This window comes from Mucilaginibacter straminoryzae (assembly GCF_022953055.1).
In the GTDB taxonomy this organism is placed as follows: Bacteria; Bacteroidota; Bacteroidia; order Sphingobacteriales; family Sphingobacteriaceae; genus Mucilaginibacter; species Mucilaginibacter straminoryzae.
This window is the reverse complement of the sequence record NZ_JALJEJ010000002.1, coordinates 413504-431828: the sequence shown is the minus strand read 5'-3', so window position 1 is coordinate 431828 and position 18325 is coordinate 413504. Positions and strand designations below refer to the sequence as shown.

Annotated in this window: 12 protein-coding genes and 1 riboswitch; of the genes, 8 read left to right on the top strand and 4 right to left on the bottom strand. The window is 43.7% G+C overall.

Annotation, left to right across the window (positions count from 1 at the left end; all coding sequences use genetic code 11):
• Positions 1 to 3 precede the first annotated feature (3 nt).
• The 5 genes from MUY27_RS05435 (at position 4) to MUY27_RS05415 (ending at position 7500) form a co-directional block, all read left to right on the top strand.
• Complete coding sequence (locus MUY27_RS05435) at positions 4 to 1797, top strand: RagB/SusD family nutrient uptake outer membrane protein (protein ID WP_245128971.1); 1794 nt, start codon at positions 4 to 6, stop codon at positions 1795 to 1797.
• A gap of 29 nt (positions 1798 to 1826) precedes the next feature.
• Positions 1827 to 2669 carry an endonuclease/exonuclease/phosphatase family protein gene (locus tag MUY27_RS05430; RefSeq protein WP_338042649.1) on the top strand — a complete coding sequence of 281 codons (843 nt, stop codon included), beginning with the start codon at positions 1827 to 1829 and terminating at the stop codon, positions 2667 to 2669.
• Between the two features lie 165 nt (positions 2670 to 2834).
• A riboswitch (SAM riboswitch) is annotated at positions 2835 to 2948 on the top strand.
• Between the two features lie 74 nt (positions 2949 to 3022).
• On the top strand, positions 3023 to 4153 hold the full coding sequence (locus MUY27_RS05425) for a cysteine desulfurase family protein (protein WP_245128970.1): 1131 nt from the start codon (positions 3023 to 3025) through the stop codon (positions 4151 to 4153).
• Positions 4154 to 4317: 164 nt separating this feature from the next.
• Positions 4318 to 5394 (top strand): mandelate racemase/muconate lactonizing enzyme family protein, encoded by a 1077-nt coding sequence (locus tag MUY27_RS05420; protein ID WP_245128969.1) that lies wholly within the window; start codon positions 4318 to 4320, stop codon positions 5392 to 5394.
• Positions 5395 to 5553: 159 nt separating this feature from the next.
• On the top strand, positions 5554 to 7500 hold the full coding sequence (locus MUY27_RS05415) for a family 43 glycosylhydrolase (protein ID WP_245128968.1): 1947 nt from the start codon (positions 5554 to 5556) through the stop codon (positions 7498 to 7500).
• 39 nt (positions 7501 to 7539) lie between these two features.
• On the opposite strand, the gene MUY27_RS05410 is transcribed toward MUY27_RS05415, so the two are convergent.
• The 4 genes from MUY27_RS05410 to MUY27_RS05395 all read right to left on the bottom strand — a co-directional run bounded on the left by MUY27_RS05410 (position 7540) and on the right by MUY27_RS05395 (position 9474).
• The gene (locus MUY27_RS05410; RefSeq protein ID WP_245128967.1) at positions 7540 to 8268 is read right to left on the bottom strand and encodes a peroxiredoxin-like family protein; all 729 of its coding nucleotides are present in this window, start codon (positions 8266 to 8268) and stop codon (positions 7540 to 7542) included.
• A 43-nt stretch (positions 8269 to 8311) separates the two neighbouring features.
• Complete coding sequence (locus MUY27_RS05405) at positions 8312 to 8530, bottom strand: hypothetical protein (RefSeq protein WP_245128966.1); 219 nt, start codon at positions 8528 to 8530, stop codon at positions 8312 to 8314.
• A gap of 79 nt (positions 8531 to 8609) precedes the next feature.
• On the bottom strand, positions 8610 to 8882 hold the full coding sequence (locus MUY27_RS05400) for a hypothetical protein (protein ID WP_245128965.1): 273 nt from the start codon (positions 8880 to 8882) through the stop codon (positions 8610 to 8612).
• Between the two features lie 10 nt (positions 8883 to 8892).
• On the bottom strand, positions 8893 to 9474 hold the full coding sequence (locus MUY27_RS05395) for a sigma-70 family RNA polymerase sigma factor (protein ID WP_245128964.1): 582 nt from the start codon (positions 9472 to 9474) through the stop codon (positions 8893 to 8895).
• A gap of 210 nt (positions 9475 to 9684) precedes the next feature.
• Between MUY27_RS05395 and MUY27_RS05390 the strand changes: the two genes are divergently transcribed.
• The 3 genes from MUY27_RS05390 (at position 9685) to MUY27_RS05380 (ending at position 18325) form a co-directional block, all read left to right on the top strand.
• Positions 9685 to 10839: a permease gene (locus MUY27_RS05390; protein WP_245128963.1), complete on the top strand. Its 1155-nt coding sequence runs from the start codon at positions 9685 to 9687 to the stop codon at positions 10837 to 10839.
• A gap of 95 nt (positions 10840 to 10934) precedes the next feature.
• Positions 10935 to 15005: a hybrid sensor histidine kinase/response regulator transcription factor gene (locus MUY27_RS05385; protein ID WP_245128962.1), complete on the top strand. Its 4071-nt coding sequence runs from the start codon at positions 10935 to 10937 to the stop codon at positions 15003 to 15005.
• A gap of 305 nt (positions 15006 to 15310) precedes the next feature.
• Entirely contained in the window at positions 15311 to 18325 is a 3015-nt protein-coding gene (locus MUY27_RS05380; RefSeq protein ID WP_245128961.1) for a SusC/RagA family TonB-linked outer membrane protein, read from the top strand.

The window sequence follows — 18325 nt, the reverse complement described above, 5'->3', positions numbered from 1 at the left end:
GATATGTTGACTGAAAAAATAAAATTACTGAAGAGCCTTTTATTTGTGGCCATACTGGGCACAGTAGTGGCAGGCTGTAAAAAGCTTGACCAGGAGCCGCAGGCTACGGCTACAAAAACAGCGGTTTTTACCAACCAGAACGGTCTGGATCTTTACGCCAACTCTTTCTATAACATCCTGCCGGATGCAGGCACCATTTTAAGAGGAGATGCCATGGCCGATTATGCAGCCCGTACCACCGTGCCGGACTTCCTGCGCCCAGGTGCATTTAGTGCGCAGCAAAGCACCGGCTGGAGCTGGACTGATCTTCGGAACATCAACTATTTTATAGAAAACTGTAACAGCCCGCTGGTAGCACAAAGCGTGCGCGAAAACTACATCGGACTGGCGCGCTTTTTCAGGGCGTGGTTCTACTTTGATAAGGTAAAAAGATTTGGCGACGTGCCGTGGATCAACAAAACCTTTACCGTGGACGACCCTGCCTTATACAAAGGCCGCGACCCGCGTACAATGGTGATGGACTCGGTAATTGCCGACCTTGATTATGCTGCGCAGCACATCAACATCAGCGATAACACCCGCAGCCTGATTACCAAATATGTAGCTTATGCGTTTAAATCGCGGGTTTGTCTGTTCGAAGGTACTTTCCGGAAATATCATACCGAGTATAACCTGCAAAGCTCTGCCAACGGTTTACTGCAACAGGCCGTTGATGCCGCCCAGAAAGTAATGACCGACGGAGGTTTTAGCCTGAATACCGCAGGCGGAACCGATAAGGCGTACCGCCAGTTGTTCATCAGCCAGGTGCCGGTAGCGTCAGAAGTAATTCTTGCATCGGTGATGGACCCATCCTTGAGCGTTTATAACGACTCTAACTGGTACTGGACCAGCGCTACCTACGGCGACCGTGTAAGTTTTACCCGTACCTTTGTAAATACGTATCTGAACATTGATGGTACGCCGTTTACAGATAAAAGCGGCTACCAGACGCTTACTTTCCCCCAAGAAGTTAAAGGCCGCGATATGCGCCTGCAGCAAACCATCCGTATGGGTAACTATACCCGCTTGAATGGCGGTGTGCAGGAAGCAGCTCCGCCGGTATTCTCTTATACGTATACCGGTTATCAGCCGATTAAACTTACCCAGGACGATGCCTCTATGGACGGCGGAACACGTAACACCAACTCGATGCCGATTATCCGCTACGCCGAAGTTTTGCTGAATTATGCAGAGGCTAAAGCTGAATTGGGTACACTGACAGATGGTGATTGGAATAGCACCGTTGGCGCACTGAGAAGGCGCGCAGGTATTACCGGTAATACTTCAACCAAACCGGTAACTGTAGATACTTATCTGCAAACTAATTACTTCCCTGCAATAAGCGACCCGGCCATATTAGAAGTGAGACGCGAGCGCGGTATCGAGCTGGCGTTAGAAGGCTTCAGGTTCTATGACATTGTTCGCTGGAAACGCGGCTCGCTGATGGACCAGGTATGGAACGGTTTTTATGTACCCGCGCTTAACCAGTTAATTGATTTGAACGAGGACGGAAAACCGGATGTATGTTTCTACAAAACCATGCCTTCGCCAACGGTTGCAGGTGTAACTTATGTGAATGTTTCTGCCACCCTGAGCGGTGGTACCCCTAATCCACAACGCTTGGCTAATGATAACAGCGGCGAGCTAACCTGGCTGACCAACGTTACCCGCAAATGGGACGATAAGTATTATTTGTACCCGATCCCGGAGACAGACAGATTAATTAACCCTAAATTAGGCCAGAATCCGGGATGGTAATTCATCCTGGTAAATAATTCTATTTACTCATGAAAATGTATAAGCACTTTTTGGCCATACTGCTGGTATGGTCGGCCATTTCAGTAAAAGCACAAAGCCTGGTTGTAGGTACGTTTAATTTGCGTTTTGATAACCCTGCAGATAGCGGGAACCTTTGGGTGAACCGCGCGCCGGTTGTTGCTTCGCTCATCAAATTCCATGATTTCGATATCCTGGGTACGCAGGAAGGGCTTAAAAACCAGCTGGACGACATCAGCAAAGCCTTGCCTGAATATAACCGTTATGGTGTTGGCCGTAACGACGGTATAGACGGCGGCGAGCATTCTGCTATCTTTTATAAAAAAGATAAATTTAAACTGTTGGCCAAAGGCGACTTCTGGTTGTCGCAAACACCAGATAAACCATCATTAGGTTGGGATGCTACTTGCTGTAACCGTATCTGCTCATGGGTTTACCTGCAGGATGTAAAAAGCAGCAAGAAGTTCTACGTGTTCAACGCGCACTTCGATCACCAGGGAAAAGTAGCCCGCGAAGAAAGCTCGAAACTGATCCTGGCTAAGATAAAAACCATTGCCGGTGACAACCCTGTTATCCTGACCGGAGATTTTAACGGCGATCACAGCAGTGTGCCTTATCAGCTGATTGCAAATTCACAGGTGTTGAAGGATACCTATAACGTTTCCGGTTTCCGGTACGAAAACAATCCGTCTTTCAATTCATTCGGACGTTCGCTAAAAGAGACAGGCATCATCGATCATATCTTTATCAGCAGCCAGTTTACAGCAGAAAAATGGGGCGTACTTTCGGATAGCTATCATGGTAAATACCCGTCAGACCATTTCCCGGTATTGTCGCTCGTAAAGTTTAAGTAAACAGCACATTTTAATCTTTGATAGCAGGGCTGGCGTTACAAACGCCGGCCCTTTTTTATTAAGGCTCATGGTATTGATTTGAGCGCGATAATTTTTTTTAAAAAAAATCTATTAATTTTGTAGACTATTTTTATATTTGCTGCTGTTTGTTAAACGTTCTTTTTATACTTATCCAGAAAGACTGAGGGAAAGGCCCGATGACGTCTTAGCAACCTGTATTAACGCAGTTAATAAAAGGTGCTAATTCCTGCTCCTGATTTTATAGGAGAAAGATAAGATAACAAGTTTACCCAAATTTGTTAGGCATATACCAATGCTTTCTGGATAGGTTGAAAAGATAAAAACCAAAAACGATGAAAGTATATCTGGACAACGCCGCTACCACCCCGCTCGACAAAGAAGTATTTGCTGCCATGACTCCCTATTTGCTGGAGTATTATGGTAACCCGTCATCGCATCATGCGCACGGTCGTGCTGCCCGCGCCGCGATAGAAGAAGCCCGCCGTACTATTGCAGCGCATTTAAATGCATCGCCCGAAGAAATTATTTTTACCTCTGGTGGTACCGAGGCCGATAATACCGCTATTATTTCTGCCATTTACGAAAACGGCGTTAAGCGCGTAATTACCACCCCGTTCGAGCACCATGCCGTACTGCATACCTTGCAGGAGCAGCAAAAAAAAGGCAGCATAGAACTGGAATATATCCGCCACGACGAACGCGGAAATTTAGACCTCGATCATCTTGAACACTTATTGGCTGAAGAAAAGCCAACGCTGGTATCTGTGATGCATGCCAATAACGAAGTAGGTAACCTGAACGATATCGAGCAGATCGGTAAGCTATGCAAAACTTACAGCGCTTTGTTTCACTCAGATACGGTGCAGACAATGGGGCATTACCGCTTCGATCTGCAAAAACTGAATGTCGATTTCCTGGCGGCTTCAGCCCACAAGTTTCACGGGCCAAAAGGTGTCGGTTTTCTTTTCTGCCGCAAAGGTATTAAACAAGCCAGGCTGTTACAGGGCGGCGGTCAGGAACGTAGCTTACGTGCCGGTACAGAAAATATACACGGGATCATCGGGTTGGCTAAAGCCCTGGAAATAGCGTGTTGTCACCTGGATGAACATCAGCAACACGTCGTAAAAATTAAAGAAAGCTTGATCGGACAACTTACTCAGCTTTTTCCGGATGTCAGCTTTAATGGTAATTCTGGTTTGCTTGATCGCAGTCTTTACACGGTATTAAACGTCAGTCTGCCTGCTTCAGGTGTAAGTTTGCTCGGCCACCTGGATGAGGAGGGGATAGCAGCATCTGGCGGCAGCGCCTGTTCTACGGGTTACCGCTCGCATGTACTGACGGCGTTGAAGGCAGATCCTTCGCGCGAGCACATCCGGTTCTCCTTCAGTAAGTACAATACCCTAACAGAGATTGATTATTTGGTTGAAACCTTAATAGCTCTATACCAGGAGATTGCGGCGTGAAAGTATCGCTCAAAAGGGAATATCTCTGAAGGCGGCAGTTGCAGGATGAGAAGATGGTACAAAATCCGGATAAGATAGTGTAAAGCGAGGCAATGTACGCCCTGTAGATTTGGCCTTTAACCAGGAAACCCTGTTTAATGACCAATTTAAGCTGAAGTACCGCCATGTCTCACCGAATAAAAAGTTACGCTGTCTACACCGCAAAAGCCACGTTGAATCAACCAATTGCTGATGCCACCCATACGCTTACGGAGATATCTTTTATTGTTTTGCGGTTGCAACTGGAAAGCGGCGTTATCGGTGAATCTTACCTGCTCAGCTTTCAATACAGCCCGCATGCAATTGCCGGGGCATTGAAAGACCTGGGCGAGCAAATCATCGGCGAAGAAGTACACGATACCGTAGCCGTTTTTAAAAAGCTGGATCACGCGAATGAATATTTCGGCCTTGAAGGGATTAACCGCTGGGCGCAGGCGGCTTGCAACATTGCCATGTGGGATGCCTGGGCAAAAACATTAGGTCAGCCGGTGTGGAAAATACTGGGTTCATCACGCAGGCAGGTGCCGATCTACGGCAGTGGCGGATGGCTTTCCTACAGCATTGATGACCTGATTGCAGAGGTAAGTGGTTATAAGTCGAGGGGCTTTAAAGCGGTAAAAATAAAAGTAGGTAAACCCGACTGGAAAGAAGACCTGGAGCGATTGAAGCTGGTAAGGGAAGCTGTAGGTAAAGGCATCGGTATTATGATGGATGCTAACCAGGGGATGGATGTGCCTTCGGCATTGGCATTAGCCCGGGAAGCGCGGATGCTGAACATTCAGTGGTTTGAAGAACCGATAAACCATACCGATTTTCAGGGTTACCAGTTGCTGCGTAACCAGGCCGGAATTTCGCTGGCGATGGGCGAAAGAGAATATTCGACTTTACCATTAAGGGAATTACTGAGCCGTAATGCGATTGACATTTGGCAGCCTGATATTTTGCGCTTGGGTGGGGTAGAGGCCTGGCGCGACAGCGCTGCCCTTGCAGCCGCATACAACATCCCTGTGCTGCCACATTATTATAAAGATTATGACATTCCGTTACTCTGCACCATACCCAATGGCGCCGGGGCGGAGTCCTTCGACTGGATTGATCCGCTGATCGACCATCCGCTAACAATTGTCAATGGCATGGCTACGCCACATGATCGCCCGGGATGGGGCTTCTCTTTTAAAGACAATGTGCTGAACGAAATTTAACAAAGTTCAGTCTTAGCTAACAAAATGAAACAGAACTAGTCTTTCCCAATCCAAAAATTCGCCGAATAGTAGTATCTTTTGCAAATCTATCTGCTGTCTGCAAACTCAGAATAGTTTGCCAGGCCGGAAGAGCGATGACCATTATTACCTACTGTTCCGATGAATAATAAATTAAAAAGGATTGCCTTTATTCTTGCACTTGTTCTGCCACTTCTGTTTGCTCAACAAAACTTTGCTCAATCAACCAAATTCAAAGACTTCGCGGGATACCTGTTCGCCTATTTTGAGGGGTCTGGTGATATTAATCAGCAGGAACAGTTACGGTTTGCTGTCAGCGAGGATGCCGTTAATTGGGTAGCCCTGAATAATAACAAACCGATTATCCCTTCAGCAGAAATATCCGGAACGGGTGGTATCCGCGATCCGCATATTCTTCGCGGAGCAGATAATAAATCGTACTACATGACGGCTACCGACATGTATACCATTAAAGATGGTTGGGACAGTAATCCTGGCATCATCCTGATGCGTTCGGATAACCTAACCGATTGGAGCCATAGTGTGATCGATTTGACCAAACTCTACCCCAAAAAGTTTGGTAATGTGAAGTGGGTGTGGGCGCCGCAAACTATCTATGATCCTAAAGCGAAAAAGTACCTGGTTTATTTTACCATCCGGTTTAAAGACAGTGAGAAGCTCGATTTTTATGCGGCATATGCCAATAAGGATTTTACCGGTTTCATTAGCGAACCCAAGCTGATGTTCAGCAGCAAGTACGGCGCTATTGATGGCGATATTGTTTATAAAGATGGCGTTTACCACTTCTTTTATAAAGGAAATACGAAAGATAGTTCCGGTAAAGAGATTCAGAACGGTATTCAGCAGGCCACCAGCCGTAGCCTGCAGGGGCCGTGGAAAGAAGAGTTTAAATACCTTGACGCTTATTCGAGCAAGCATACCGGCGTAGAAGGTTCCAGCGTATTCAAACTAAATAACTCGGACGATTACATCCTGATGTATGATTTGTACACCAGTCGCCGTTACGAGTTCCAGCGGAGTAAAGACTTGTATAATTTTACTACAGAACCGGAAAAATTCGCCAAGAATTTTAATCCACGCCATGGAAGCGTGATCAGTATTACCAGGGACGAAGCCCGGCTGCTACAGGCAAAATGGGGTGGCGTGCCAGAACAACTGTTGAAGCCAACTTCGGCGGCCGACCGTTATACTTTCGTTTCTAAAGGGAACCCGGTGATTCAGCACGAGTTTACCGCAGACCCGGCGACGCTGGTAAAAGGCGATACCCTATGGATGTTTACCGGCCATGATGTGGCGGGCGGGCAAACGAACTATCGTATGAAAGACTGGAACGTTTATTCTACCACGGATTTAAAGCACTGGACAGAATACGTAACACCTATGAAGGTGAGCGATTTTACATGGGCCAAAAGCGGCGACGCGTTTGCCGGGCAGGTGATAGAACGGAACGGCAAGTATTACTGGTACATTAGCACCAACTGGACGGGCATCGGCGTGGGCGTGGCCGACCGGCCGGAAGGCCCCTACCGTGATGCGTTAGGAAAACCACTGCTAACCAATAAAGACTGTTTTGCATCAACGCATTCATGGGCCTGTATAGATCCGACGGTGATTATCGATACTGATGGACAGGCCTGGTTGTTCTGGGGCAACGGCCAGTGCTACTGCGCTAAACTGAAGCCAAATATGATCGAGCTTGACGGGCCGGTTAAGCAGATTAATGTAGGTACGCTTGATTATACCGAAGCACCATGGATACATATCCGCAATGGGAAATATTATCTTTCATACGCGTCCGGGTTTCCCGAGAAGATCGTTTACTCTATGAGCGACCACATCGACGGCCCTTACGAGTATAAAGGCATTATCAATGAAATTGCAGGGAATAGCAACACCAACCACCAGGCCATTGTGCAGTTTAAAGGCGATTGGTATTTTATTTACCATAACGGCGGTATCCAAACCAATGGCGGCAGCTATAGCCGCTCTGTTTGCGTTGACCGCCTGCAATATAATCCCGACGGTACCATTAAAAGAGTGGTAATGACCACCGAAGGTGTGAACTGATAAAAGCAAGAATTAAAATACCTGGCAGTCTGCTGAAAATTACCTTTTAGCCTTCACGTCTTTTAAAAGTGTTGTAGCAACTGCGGTTAATAAATCAGGGCTTATTCTCTGTTTAAAATCAGGGTTAATATATTCAAATTGAATTATTCCCTGTCTGTCTAAAATGAAAACTGATGGTACCGGAAGAAGATGTGCAGCATTTTTTCCGTTTGAGCCTTCTGTTAATATTTGGTCGTAGGCTTTTGGTGCAACAAATGCGATACCGAACTGCTTCGCGGCAGAAAGCTCGCTATCAGACAACAGCGTATAAGTTAGCTGATGCTTGTCCCTGCTTTTACTCAGATTTTCCGGACTATCCGTACTAATTGCTAAAATCTGATAGCCCATTTTTCGTAAGTCACTTTCAATACTTTGAATACCGGCCAGTTGTTTATTGCAGAAAGGGCACCAGCCGCCGCGGTAGAAAATTAAAATTGTAGGTTTTTCTGTTATCTTTTGATTCAGGTTCACTGCGTTTCCGTTAGCATCTGGTAAGGTTAATTGCGGCACAGATTCACCAATAAGTAAAGGACTGATGTCCGTTGGTTTAGCCGGAATAGCCGTATCTGCTTGCTTGGTTCGTAAAGTATTTTTGTCCTTGTCTTTAAGAGCACCAAAAGCCGCCAGGCAGAATATCGATAATATGGATAGGGCAAGCGTAGCTTTTTTTATGCCGTCGCCGGGAGTAGAGAAATTGGTCATTGGGGAGGTTTTAATTGTAAGCTTCATTGACTAATAATAGCGGCCCGGTTTTAACCAGGCCTCTATTGTGTTACATTTTACTTTCGCCTGCTTTTTTATCCATTTTGTTATCAGACATTTTATCTTTCTTTCCTGTCTTATGGTCCATCTTTGATTTCTTGCTCATTTTATGGTCCATTTTAGACATTTTAGAAGTGTCCGGTACAGTTGTTTCGGCTTTTGTTTGCGCTGTAACAAAAAGAGTAGTTGCTAAAACTGCAATTGATAAAATTGATTTCAGGTTTTTCATTTTTTGTGTTTTTAGAATTATTAAGAATCTATTTCCTCATTTGTAGTTAACCGCCCTGAAACCTTACAAGAAAAATAAATTAATTATTTAGCCTTGTTTCTATTTCCTGTTGCAACGCTGTTTTATAATCGTTGTCGAGGTGAAGTTCTTTCTGATTGGCTTCATCAAATAGCTTTTTTACCAATTCGTTTATCATGATACTCTGTTTCTCAAAAGTCCGGCATACAGAGCAGCCTGCAAGATGTATCTTTAGTTCTAACTTCTCGCGCAGGGTAAGCAATGTGATCTGTTTTTTCTCGATCAGTAGCGTGGCCTTTTTACAGTTATAGGCTATTTTTTTAAGTTCTCCCATGTTCAAAATTTTAACTCCAGTTTCTTTGAAGGCATGCCCGTAAGTTCAGCTTTGCACGATGGATAATCACCCAGTAATTAGATGTGGATAGTTTGAGCGATGTGCATATCATTTCTGTGTTCTCGCCGTCCACATGTTTCATCGTAAATACGGATAGCCATAGCGCAGGTAGTTTATGCATGCATAATTGAAGTATATGCGCAAGTTCTTTATTATGTAAAGGGTCATTATCTTCTACACCAAGCAGGATTGGGCGGTGCTCGGCGTTCCAATGTCCATCCTCGGTGTTAAAAAAGTTGTCCTGTTCTTTTTCTGCCTGGGTAACGTCAGGCTTCAACAAAATCGTAGCTGATTTCTTTCGATAGATATCGATCACTTTATATTTTAGTATTGCGGTAAGCCATGTCCGCTCGCTGCTCTCGCCCTTAAAACTTTGTATCTTTTCTAACGCTGCAAGGAAAGTATCCTGTACCAGATCACGTGCTATGTCTTCATCATTCAGGCGTGTTAATGCATAATTGTAAAGATAATCGGCGTATTTGCTTACCCATTGGCGCGGATCAACAGTAAGTTCTTTAGTCTCCAAATTCATTATTTAATTGAATTAGTTGATACAATATTAAGACGATATCTATTCGTCGAGTCTTTTAGTCGGAACAGCCATTCAAACCTTACAAAAAGTTCTAAAAATATAGCGCTTAATTGTTCATTACTCAGACTTGTTAATGGAAGAAATCCCGCTTAATTATTTAAAAAGAAAATCATAATGTAAGATATCGTGTTATCAGTTAAGATAAGCAGAATGGATTACGTTAAAAGGATTGGCATCGAGTTACTTTCCATGATCTGGGAGATTTACTGGGGGCTGGCTTTTGGGTTTATGTTATCCGCTGTGATCAGGGCATTTGTCTCTACCAGTACCATCAGTTCTAGGCTGGGAAAAGATAACGCCAAAGCATTATCCCTTGCTTCCTTTTTTGGTGCAGTTTCTTCTTCTTGCTCTTATGCTGCGGCATCTATGGCGCGTACACTTTTAATCAAGGGAGCAAGCTGGTCTAATGCCGTAGCTTTTATGGTGGCCAGTACCAACCTTGTTTTTGAGATTTTCATTGTGATCGTCAGTGTTTTGGGCTGGTCTTTTTTTGGTGGTGAAATAGCGGGCGGCTTACTGCTTATTGTGATATCAGCGTGGCTGATCTCGAGATTTTTTCCAGCGAAAATCAAAGATGAAGCAAAGGCTCATTTGACTGAAATCGATCATCAGAACAATGCTCATGATCATATGCACATGATGGAGGGCCCTGCGCACCAGCATCATAGTCACGATATGCATCAGCATGGCACTAATGAAACTGAAGTGCCAAAGCGGTTCAAAGATAAAATGCTTTTGGCCAGCAGCCATTTTTATATGGACGTGATGATGGTGGGTAAGGACATCCTGATTGGGGTTATTGTCGCTTCGGTTATTATGGTGTTGGTCCCCAAAAGTTTTTGGAACGTTTTATTCCTGACCGACAATCATACGCTGCCGCATTTCATTGTAATTCTGCTAAATGTTATTGTCGGCATCGTAGTAGCTATCATTAGTTTTGTCTGCTCGGTTGGTAATATTGTTATGGCTGCTGCATTGTGGCAGGGTGGTATATCATTTGGTGGTGTAATAGCCTATATTCTGGCCGACCTGGTTACGATACCGATGTTGGCCGTTTACCGCAGCTACTATGGCAATAAGCCTATGCTGATGCTATTATTGCTATTAATTGTAAGTATCCTGATATCAGCAATTTTAGTGGATGCCGGCTTCACTTTACTTCACTGGATACCTGCCAGTCATGCCTCGCGGGCAACACAATCGCACCATGTTTTTGCCTGGAATTATAAAGCAATACTAAATATCATTTTTATTCCTGCATCCATAGCCTGCTTCTTTATCGGTAAAAAACAAGGCAAAATGTGAGTGTAACTTTATTCTGCGCCATGGTAAAAATGCGATAGAACTTGTAGAAATGCTTAGCTTTGTTTGTAACGCCAATTGTACACTAATTCCTTTTGATGAGAAGATTTTTACGTTCTCTATGTAAACGTATCGTTATTTGTCTGAGTTTTTTACCAACCATGCAGGTTTTAGCCTATCCGGCTGTTAAATATCTTGGTATAGAACAAGGCTTATCCAATAATGCTGTTACCTGTATTTTTAAAGATCATTATGGTTTTATATGGATTGGCACGTATGATGGGCTAAACCGGTATGATGGGGAAAAATTCAAGATATTCAGGAATATTTGGGGCGATAACAAGTCGCTGAACTTCAATTATATTGCGAATCTTTCCGAGGTGGATAATAAAATTCTGATCGGTACGCAAAAAGGATTAGCCTATTATAGCTATACCGATTCGAGGTTTTACCCGGCTTATTGTGCTGTGGCGAAAAATGGCCCTTTACAAAAGATCACCAATAGTATTAATGCTTTAGTTACTGACAAGAATGGTAACGCCTATATAGCGGCCGACAATGCTGGTGTGCTTGTACTTAAAAAAAAAGCGGCCTACTGCTATCGTTTAAACCTTGCAGGTTCGAGCGCAACTTATGATGCGCAGGCGCTTACGGTTGATCAGGATAACCAATTATGGGTTTTTGTAAAAAACAGAGGGCTTTGCCGCTACAACAAGAATAGCCGCGGTATTGAACTGGTATGCAGCGATATTAAATACGCTGCCTGCCTTTTAGCTGATGGTAAGGGCAACATCTGGATCGGTACGGAAAATGGCCTGTATAGTTACAATGTCACAAGCAGAAAAATAACTCCGTTTAACAGTACTTATCATAAACTGACCAACGACAATATCATGTCTTTACATGCAGACCGTACAGGCCTGCTTTGGATTGCTACTAATGGCGGAGGCATCAATATTTTTGATATGCATACCGGCAGGCTAAGCTACCTGGTACCCGGCGAAAAAAGTGGTTCGCTGCGTAGCGGGGCGGTAAGTGCGATATATGAGGATGACGAGGGCCGCAAGTGGATAGCTACTCTCCGGGGCGGTATTAATGTAATAGATCCGCAGAATACGCCGTTCCAACTATTCACGCATGATCCTTTCAATAAAAATAGTGTCGTTAATAATTTTATCATCTCCTTTTGCGAAGATGAACATCACAATATCTGGATTGGTACAGACGGTGGCGGTATCAGCTATTGGAACACTAAAACCAACCAGTATACCAGTTACACGCATAATACGGCTAAGGGATCTTTAAGCAGTAATTTTGTGGTCAGCATTGTTAATGATTACCAAAACCAGGTATGGGTAGCAACGTTCAGCGGGGGGATTGATGCATTCGACAGGTCTTCCGGACAATTTAAACATTACACCTGTTTTAATACGGTCACCGAAAATATTGATAGAAATCTTTGGAAGCTATATGAAGATTCACGTCATAACCTGTGGGCTGGTAGTACGCGTGGCGGGGCTTTGTATTTATATAACCGTAAGACAGATAAATTTGAGCTGTTTGACAACCGCCTTACCAACATACATGCCATCTATGAAGATCATTCCGGCAACCTATGGGCAGGCGACTATACCAGGTTGATCAACATAGACCGGGTAACTAAAAAGCATCAGTATTACCCCGTTAATTATGCCATCCGCTCTTTTGCAGAGGATAAATCCGGTAATTTGTGGATAGGTACAGAGGGCGGTGGCCTGCTCTTGTTTAACAAAGTTACGGGCGTTTATAAAAGGTATACAGAACGCAATGGGTTGCCGGGTAATTCAATACTCAATATTTTAACTGATAACAGCGGCAATTTATGGTGCAGTACCTATAATGGTCTTTCGCGGTTCAATACTGCCACCGGGAAATTTAAGAACTACGATGCCTCTGATGGATTGCAAAGCAACCAGTTTAATTACAATGCTGCGCTAAAACTCAAAGATGGCCGTTTAATGTTCGGTGGCATTAATGGCTTTAACCTCTTTGACCCGGCTGATATGGCTTTAAAGACAAATAAGCCCCAGCTTCGTATCACTGGGTTAAGGATCAATAATACCGTAGTAGAGGGTGGGATGCCTTATACCGATAATCAGCCCCTGGTTGCCTTGAAACGTATTGTTGTACCTTATAATCAGGCCACTATCGCGTTAGATTATAACGCGCTCGAATATTCTTTTCCCGATAAAATCAAATATGCCTATTATCTTGAAGGTTGGGACCACGGATGGAACGAAGTAGGTAAATTAAAAACTGCTTATTATACACGGTTAAATGAGGGTACATACACCTTACACATTAGGGCTACCACTACCAGTGGCGGGGTAAATCCATACCGGATAGACCTGCGTATTGTTGTTTTACCGCCCTGGTACCGTACCTGGTGGGCTTACTTTATATATGTTAGCGTAATTGGGTCTGTAGGGTATAGCCTTTGGAGATACCGTATCGGACAAACCCGGCTGAAATATGAGGTTGAGATCGCTAATCTTAAGGTGGAACGGGAAAAAGAACTGAACGAAAAGAAGCTTTCTTTTTTTACTAATGTGGCACATGAATTCCGTACGCCGCTTACGCTGATCATCAACCCAATCAAAGACTTGCTTAAAGCGGATCATAATCGTGATAATACCGAACTGACAACCATCTACCGTAATTCGCGCAGATTGCTGGGTCTGGTAGATCATCTGCTTTTGTTCCGCAAAACAGAAAGCGAGAATGATACGCTTAATCTATCGAGTGTTAATTTTTCTACCTTATGCAGGGAGGTTTATCTGTGTTTCGGGCAACAAGCCAGGTTCAAAAAATTGAAATATGACTTTCATTGCAGTAACGAAGCTATCATGATCTTGGCAGACCGGGAGAAGATAGAAATAGCTGTTTTTAACCTCATCTCGAATGCGGTAAAGTTTACTCCGGCTGAAGGTGAAATTCAGATAAAGGTAGAAGAGACAGCCGGTACGGCACTGCTTAAAGTATGTGATTCTGGTTGCGGTATTGCAGAGGGAACAGGTGAAAAGCTATTTGATAAATTTTATCAAATCAAAGATAATACCTCGCTCAAAACAGGTTTTGGGATTGGTTTATACTTAGTGAAGAGTTTTATCAATCATCACAATGGCAGTATCTGTTACCAGAATAATGAAAATGGCGGCACTATTTTTACTGCAGAGTTGCCTAAAGGCAAACCAGTAGTGTATGCAGGTTCAATACCTGAAGCGGCAGAAAAAAGTCAGCACCTGCTCGAAGAATTTATTAATGACGAGCTTGCCGAGCCCAGGCCGTCAGAGGAAGAGTTTAATCACCTTGAGTTAATGATCTCAGACCGCCAGTCGGTATTAATTATAGATGATAATGACCAGTTGAGGGGATACGTTAAAAAGATCTTCAAAGAGAACTTCAGAACCTATGAGGCAGGCACCTGTGAGAAGGGGCTCGAACTCATTAAAAAATATCTTCCGGACCTGGTGATCACCGATATTATGATGGAGGGGCTGTCTGGAATAGAATTATGCCAGATGATCAAACAGGACGCTTCGCTAAGCCATATCCCTGTGATCTTGTTAACGGGTGATCCTAACCCCGAAATGAAGTTGAAGGGTATTGAAGTAGGTGCCGTTGATTTTGTAAGCAAACCATTTGAAAAAGAAATGTTGCTGGCCAGGGTTCAGGGTATTTTACGTGACAGAAGGGAGCTGCAGAATTATTTTTATAATGAGGTTACCCTAAAATCAAACACCAGGCACATCTCAGAGCATCACAAAGATTTTCTGTATAAATGTATCAGCCTTATCGAGAATTATCTCGTTGATCCTGATTTTGACGTAAAAACTATTGCAGATGAATTGGGGATGAGCTATTCAAGCCTTTTCAAGAAAATCAAATCCATTAGCGGGCAATCCGTAAACGGTTTTGTCAGGTATGTGCGCTTGCGAAAAGCTGCCGAAATTATGATCCATACCAATTGTAATGTCAACGAAGCTGCTTTAAAAACCGGCTTTAATGATATTAAATACTTCAGGGAGAACTTCATCAAGCAGTTCGGGATTAAACCCTCAGAGTTTATCAAAAAACATCGCACCGCATTCAATAAAACCTACCTGGTAGAAGATAGCACCTTCCATTGACGACGACCGCTTTATTTGTGGTTTAAATTGCTTTAGGCAATAATTAAAGAGGGTAATATATTGTTTTACCCCCCTTTAATTTATTGTTTTGTCCCCCATACTTCCGGTTAAATTATCCTTAATTCGTTTTGTTCGATCAAAGCTACTGTAGCTGCATTTTTGAACACCATAAACCAATAATCAACCTTTAATCTGTAAACTATGGAGTACTTCTAAAAAAAAGAACTACGGAAAAGGTATGTCCTCAAAGAGGAGTATATACCCCAAACTCAATGCAAGTATTAATAACCCAATTTTAAATTTATATGAGAAAAAAATTTACTAATTCAATTTTTCTTCTGCTTTTGATAAATGTGCTGCTGGGTGCATTTTGTCAAACTGCCCTTGCCCAGGGAACTTCTTACACGGTGAAAGGCCGCGTACTGGATTCTAAAGGACTATCCTTGCCAGGTGCAAGTATTAAAGTGGAGGGCTCAACGCAGGGCGTTATGGCAGATGCTTCCGGCAGTTTTTCCATTACCTTAAAGGCCCCTTCTATTTTAGTGGTATCATTTACCGGTATGGCAACCCGGAGTGTTAGCGTGACAAGCGCTACAAAAACAATAGACGTAACACTATCTGATAATGGCCGCAACCTGAACGAAGTAGTTGTAGTAGGTTATGGTACACAAAAACGTTCAGACATTACCGGTTCTGTAACTACGGTGCCAAAATCCAGGTTGTCACAATTGCCGGTAACCAACGTTTTACAAGCGCTGGAAGGTGCAGTTGCCGGGGTAAACATCACCACCACATCTTCTGTTCCTGGCAGTCAGCCGTCTACCTTACTGAGGGGGCAAAATTCTATCAATGCCAGTTCAAGCCCATTTGTAGTTGTTGATGGTATTCCGTTAAGCAAAACAGGCGGCTCGCTGAATGATATCAACCCCAATGATATCGCTTCTATGGAAATTCTTAAAGATGCCTCTGCTGCTGCTATTTATGGTACAAACGCATCAAATGGTGTTATTTTAATTACCACCAAGAGGGGTACTTCAGGCAAAGCCGTGATCCGTTATACCGGTTACGGTGGTTTCGAAAACCTGGCGCACGTACTTCAGCCAAGAGACCCTGCATCATTTACACAAAAATATCTGGACTACCTGTCGCAAAATAACCTGAAGCAGCAATTTACAGAACCTGTTTACAATGCCGGCGAACGTGCCAACTATGCAGCAGGTAATACGGTTGACTGGCTAAAAGAAGTTACGCAACAAGGTTACATGCAGGATCATAACCTGAGCGTATCGGGCGGAACGCCTGACGTGAAATACTTTGTTTCGGGCGACTACCTGAAGCAGAAAGGTGTGGTTAAAGGTTATCAGTATAACCGCGTCAGTATCCGTTCAAACTTGGATATCAACGTTACTAATTACCTTACTGTCGGTACATCGGCTTTCGTAACAAATAATAATTATGATGGTGGTAGGGCTAACCTTTTGTTTGCTACTGCCATGAGCCCTTATGGCAGTGTTTACAACCCTGATGGTACTTATATGATTTATCCGCAGGCGCCCGAGCAGCTTTATACCAACCCGTTATTAGGACTTACTACCAGCGTAATTAACAGGAGTGTAAATTTAGTGGGTAACGGATATGGCGAAGTAAAATTTGGCGGGATACTGAAAGGTTTACGCTACCGCCTTAATGTTGGCTACAATTACCTGCCAACACGATACGATTCTTACAGCGGCCGTTTAGCCAATACCCCATTAGGTTCTGCGACGGCAAGAAACGAAGAGACCAGAAGTTACACTGTAGATAACCTATTGTACTACACCAAAGATATTGGCAAACACCACATTGACGTAACCGGCCTTTACGGTGCGCAACAACGTAATTACTTTGTTAGTGGCTTAACAGGCACCGGCTTTATCAATGACGAACTTACCTTTAACCAGATTGGTGTCGCTGCTACTGTATCAGGTGCAACAGTTAACACTAGCTATTCTGGAAGTTATGCAGACCGTTATGCCTTAAATTACCAGATGGGCCGTGTGGTTTATTCGTATGATCAGCGTTATGTGGTTACGGTTACCGGCCGCCGCGACGGTTCATCGGTTTTTGGTGCTAACACATCTAAATATGGCTTCTTCCCTTCAGCGGCTTTAGCCTGGAATATCAGCAACGAATCATTCCTGCAAAACTCAAAAATTGTTAATAATTTAAAGTTAAGGGGTTCTTACGGACTTGCCGGTAACGAGGCGATTTCTGTATACCAAACCATCACCACAGATGGTACAGTTCGTTTTCCTTTTAACGGTATAAGCAACGTTGGCGTACAGGCCAGCAATTTAGGTAATGCAAACCTGCATTGGGAAAGTACCAAACAAGCAAATATCGGGGTTGATTTCTCTGTCCTGAATAGCCGTATCAGCGGTACCATCGATGCGTATAACTCAAATACCAGCGGGCTGTTGTTAAAAAGAAGCTTACCTGCCATTACCGGTTATGCCAACGTATGGGATAACTTAGGTAAAACCAATAACAAAGGCCTTGAAGTTACCCTGACAACCCGCAATATCCAGGGGAGTGCATTCCGTTGGGAAAGCAGCATCGTTTATGCAACTAACAAAAATAAGATCGTCGATCTTTATGGAGACAAGCAAAGCGATTTAGGGAACCGTTGGTTTATCGGGCAACCAATCAATGTAATATATGATTACAAGATGGTTGGTGTTTGGCAACAAGGAGAGGACCCGTCTAAGCAAGACCCGACCGCCAAGCCAGGTGATCTTAAATTTGCAGATCTAAATGGTGACGGTAAAATAACCCCGGACGACCGTACCGTATTAGGGCAAACCGCACCTAAATGGACAGGCGGTATCACCAATACATTCCATTATAAAGCATTAAGCCTTAGCGTATTTATACAAACCGCGCAAGGTGCGTTAAGAAACAATGCCGATTATAACTATGCAGATGAAGCCGGCAGAAGAAATACGCCTGCTGAGATCGGCTACTGGACACCAACCAATGGCAGTCAGGATTTTCAATCGTTATCATACACCAATACCCGTGGGTATGGCTACCCGCACGATGCAAGTTATACCCGTTTAAAGGATGTAACGCTTAGTTATAACCTGCCTTCAAGCATTATTGCTGACTGGGGTATTTCAAATCTGAACGTTTATGTGAGCGGACGTAACCTTAAAACATGGACAAACTGGATAGGATGGGATCCTGAGCAAACTTATTATACAAGAGGTTCGGGTGATTATGTAAATAACTATCCACTTACACGCACCATTGTATTCGGTTTAAATGTTTCATTAAAATAA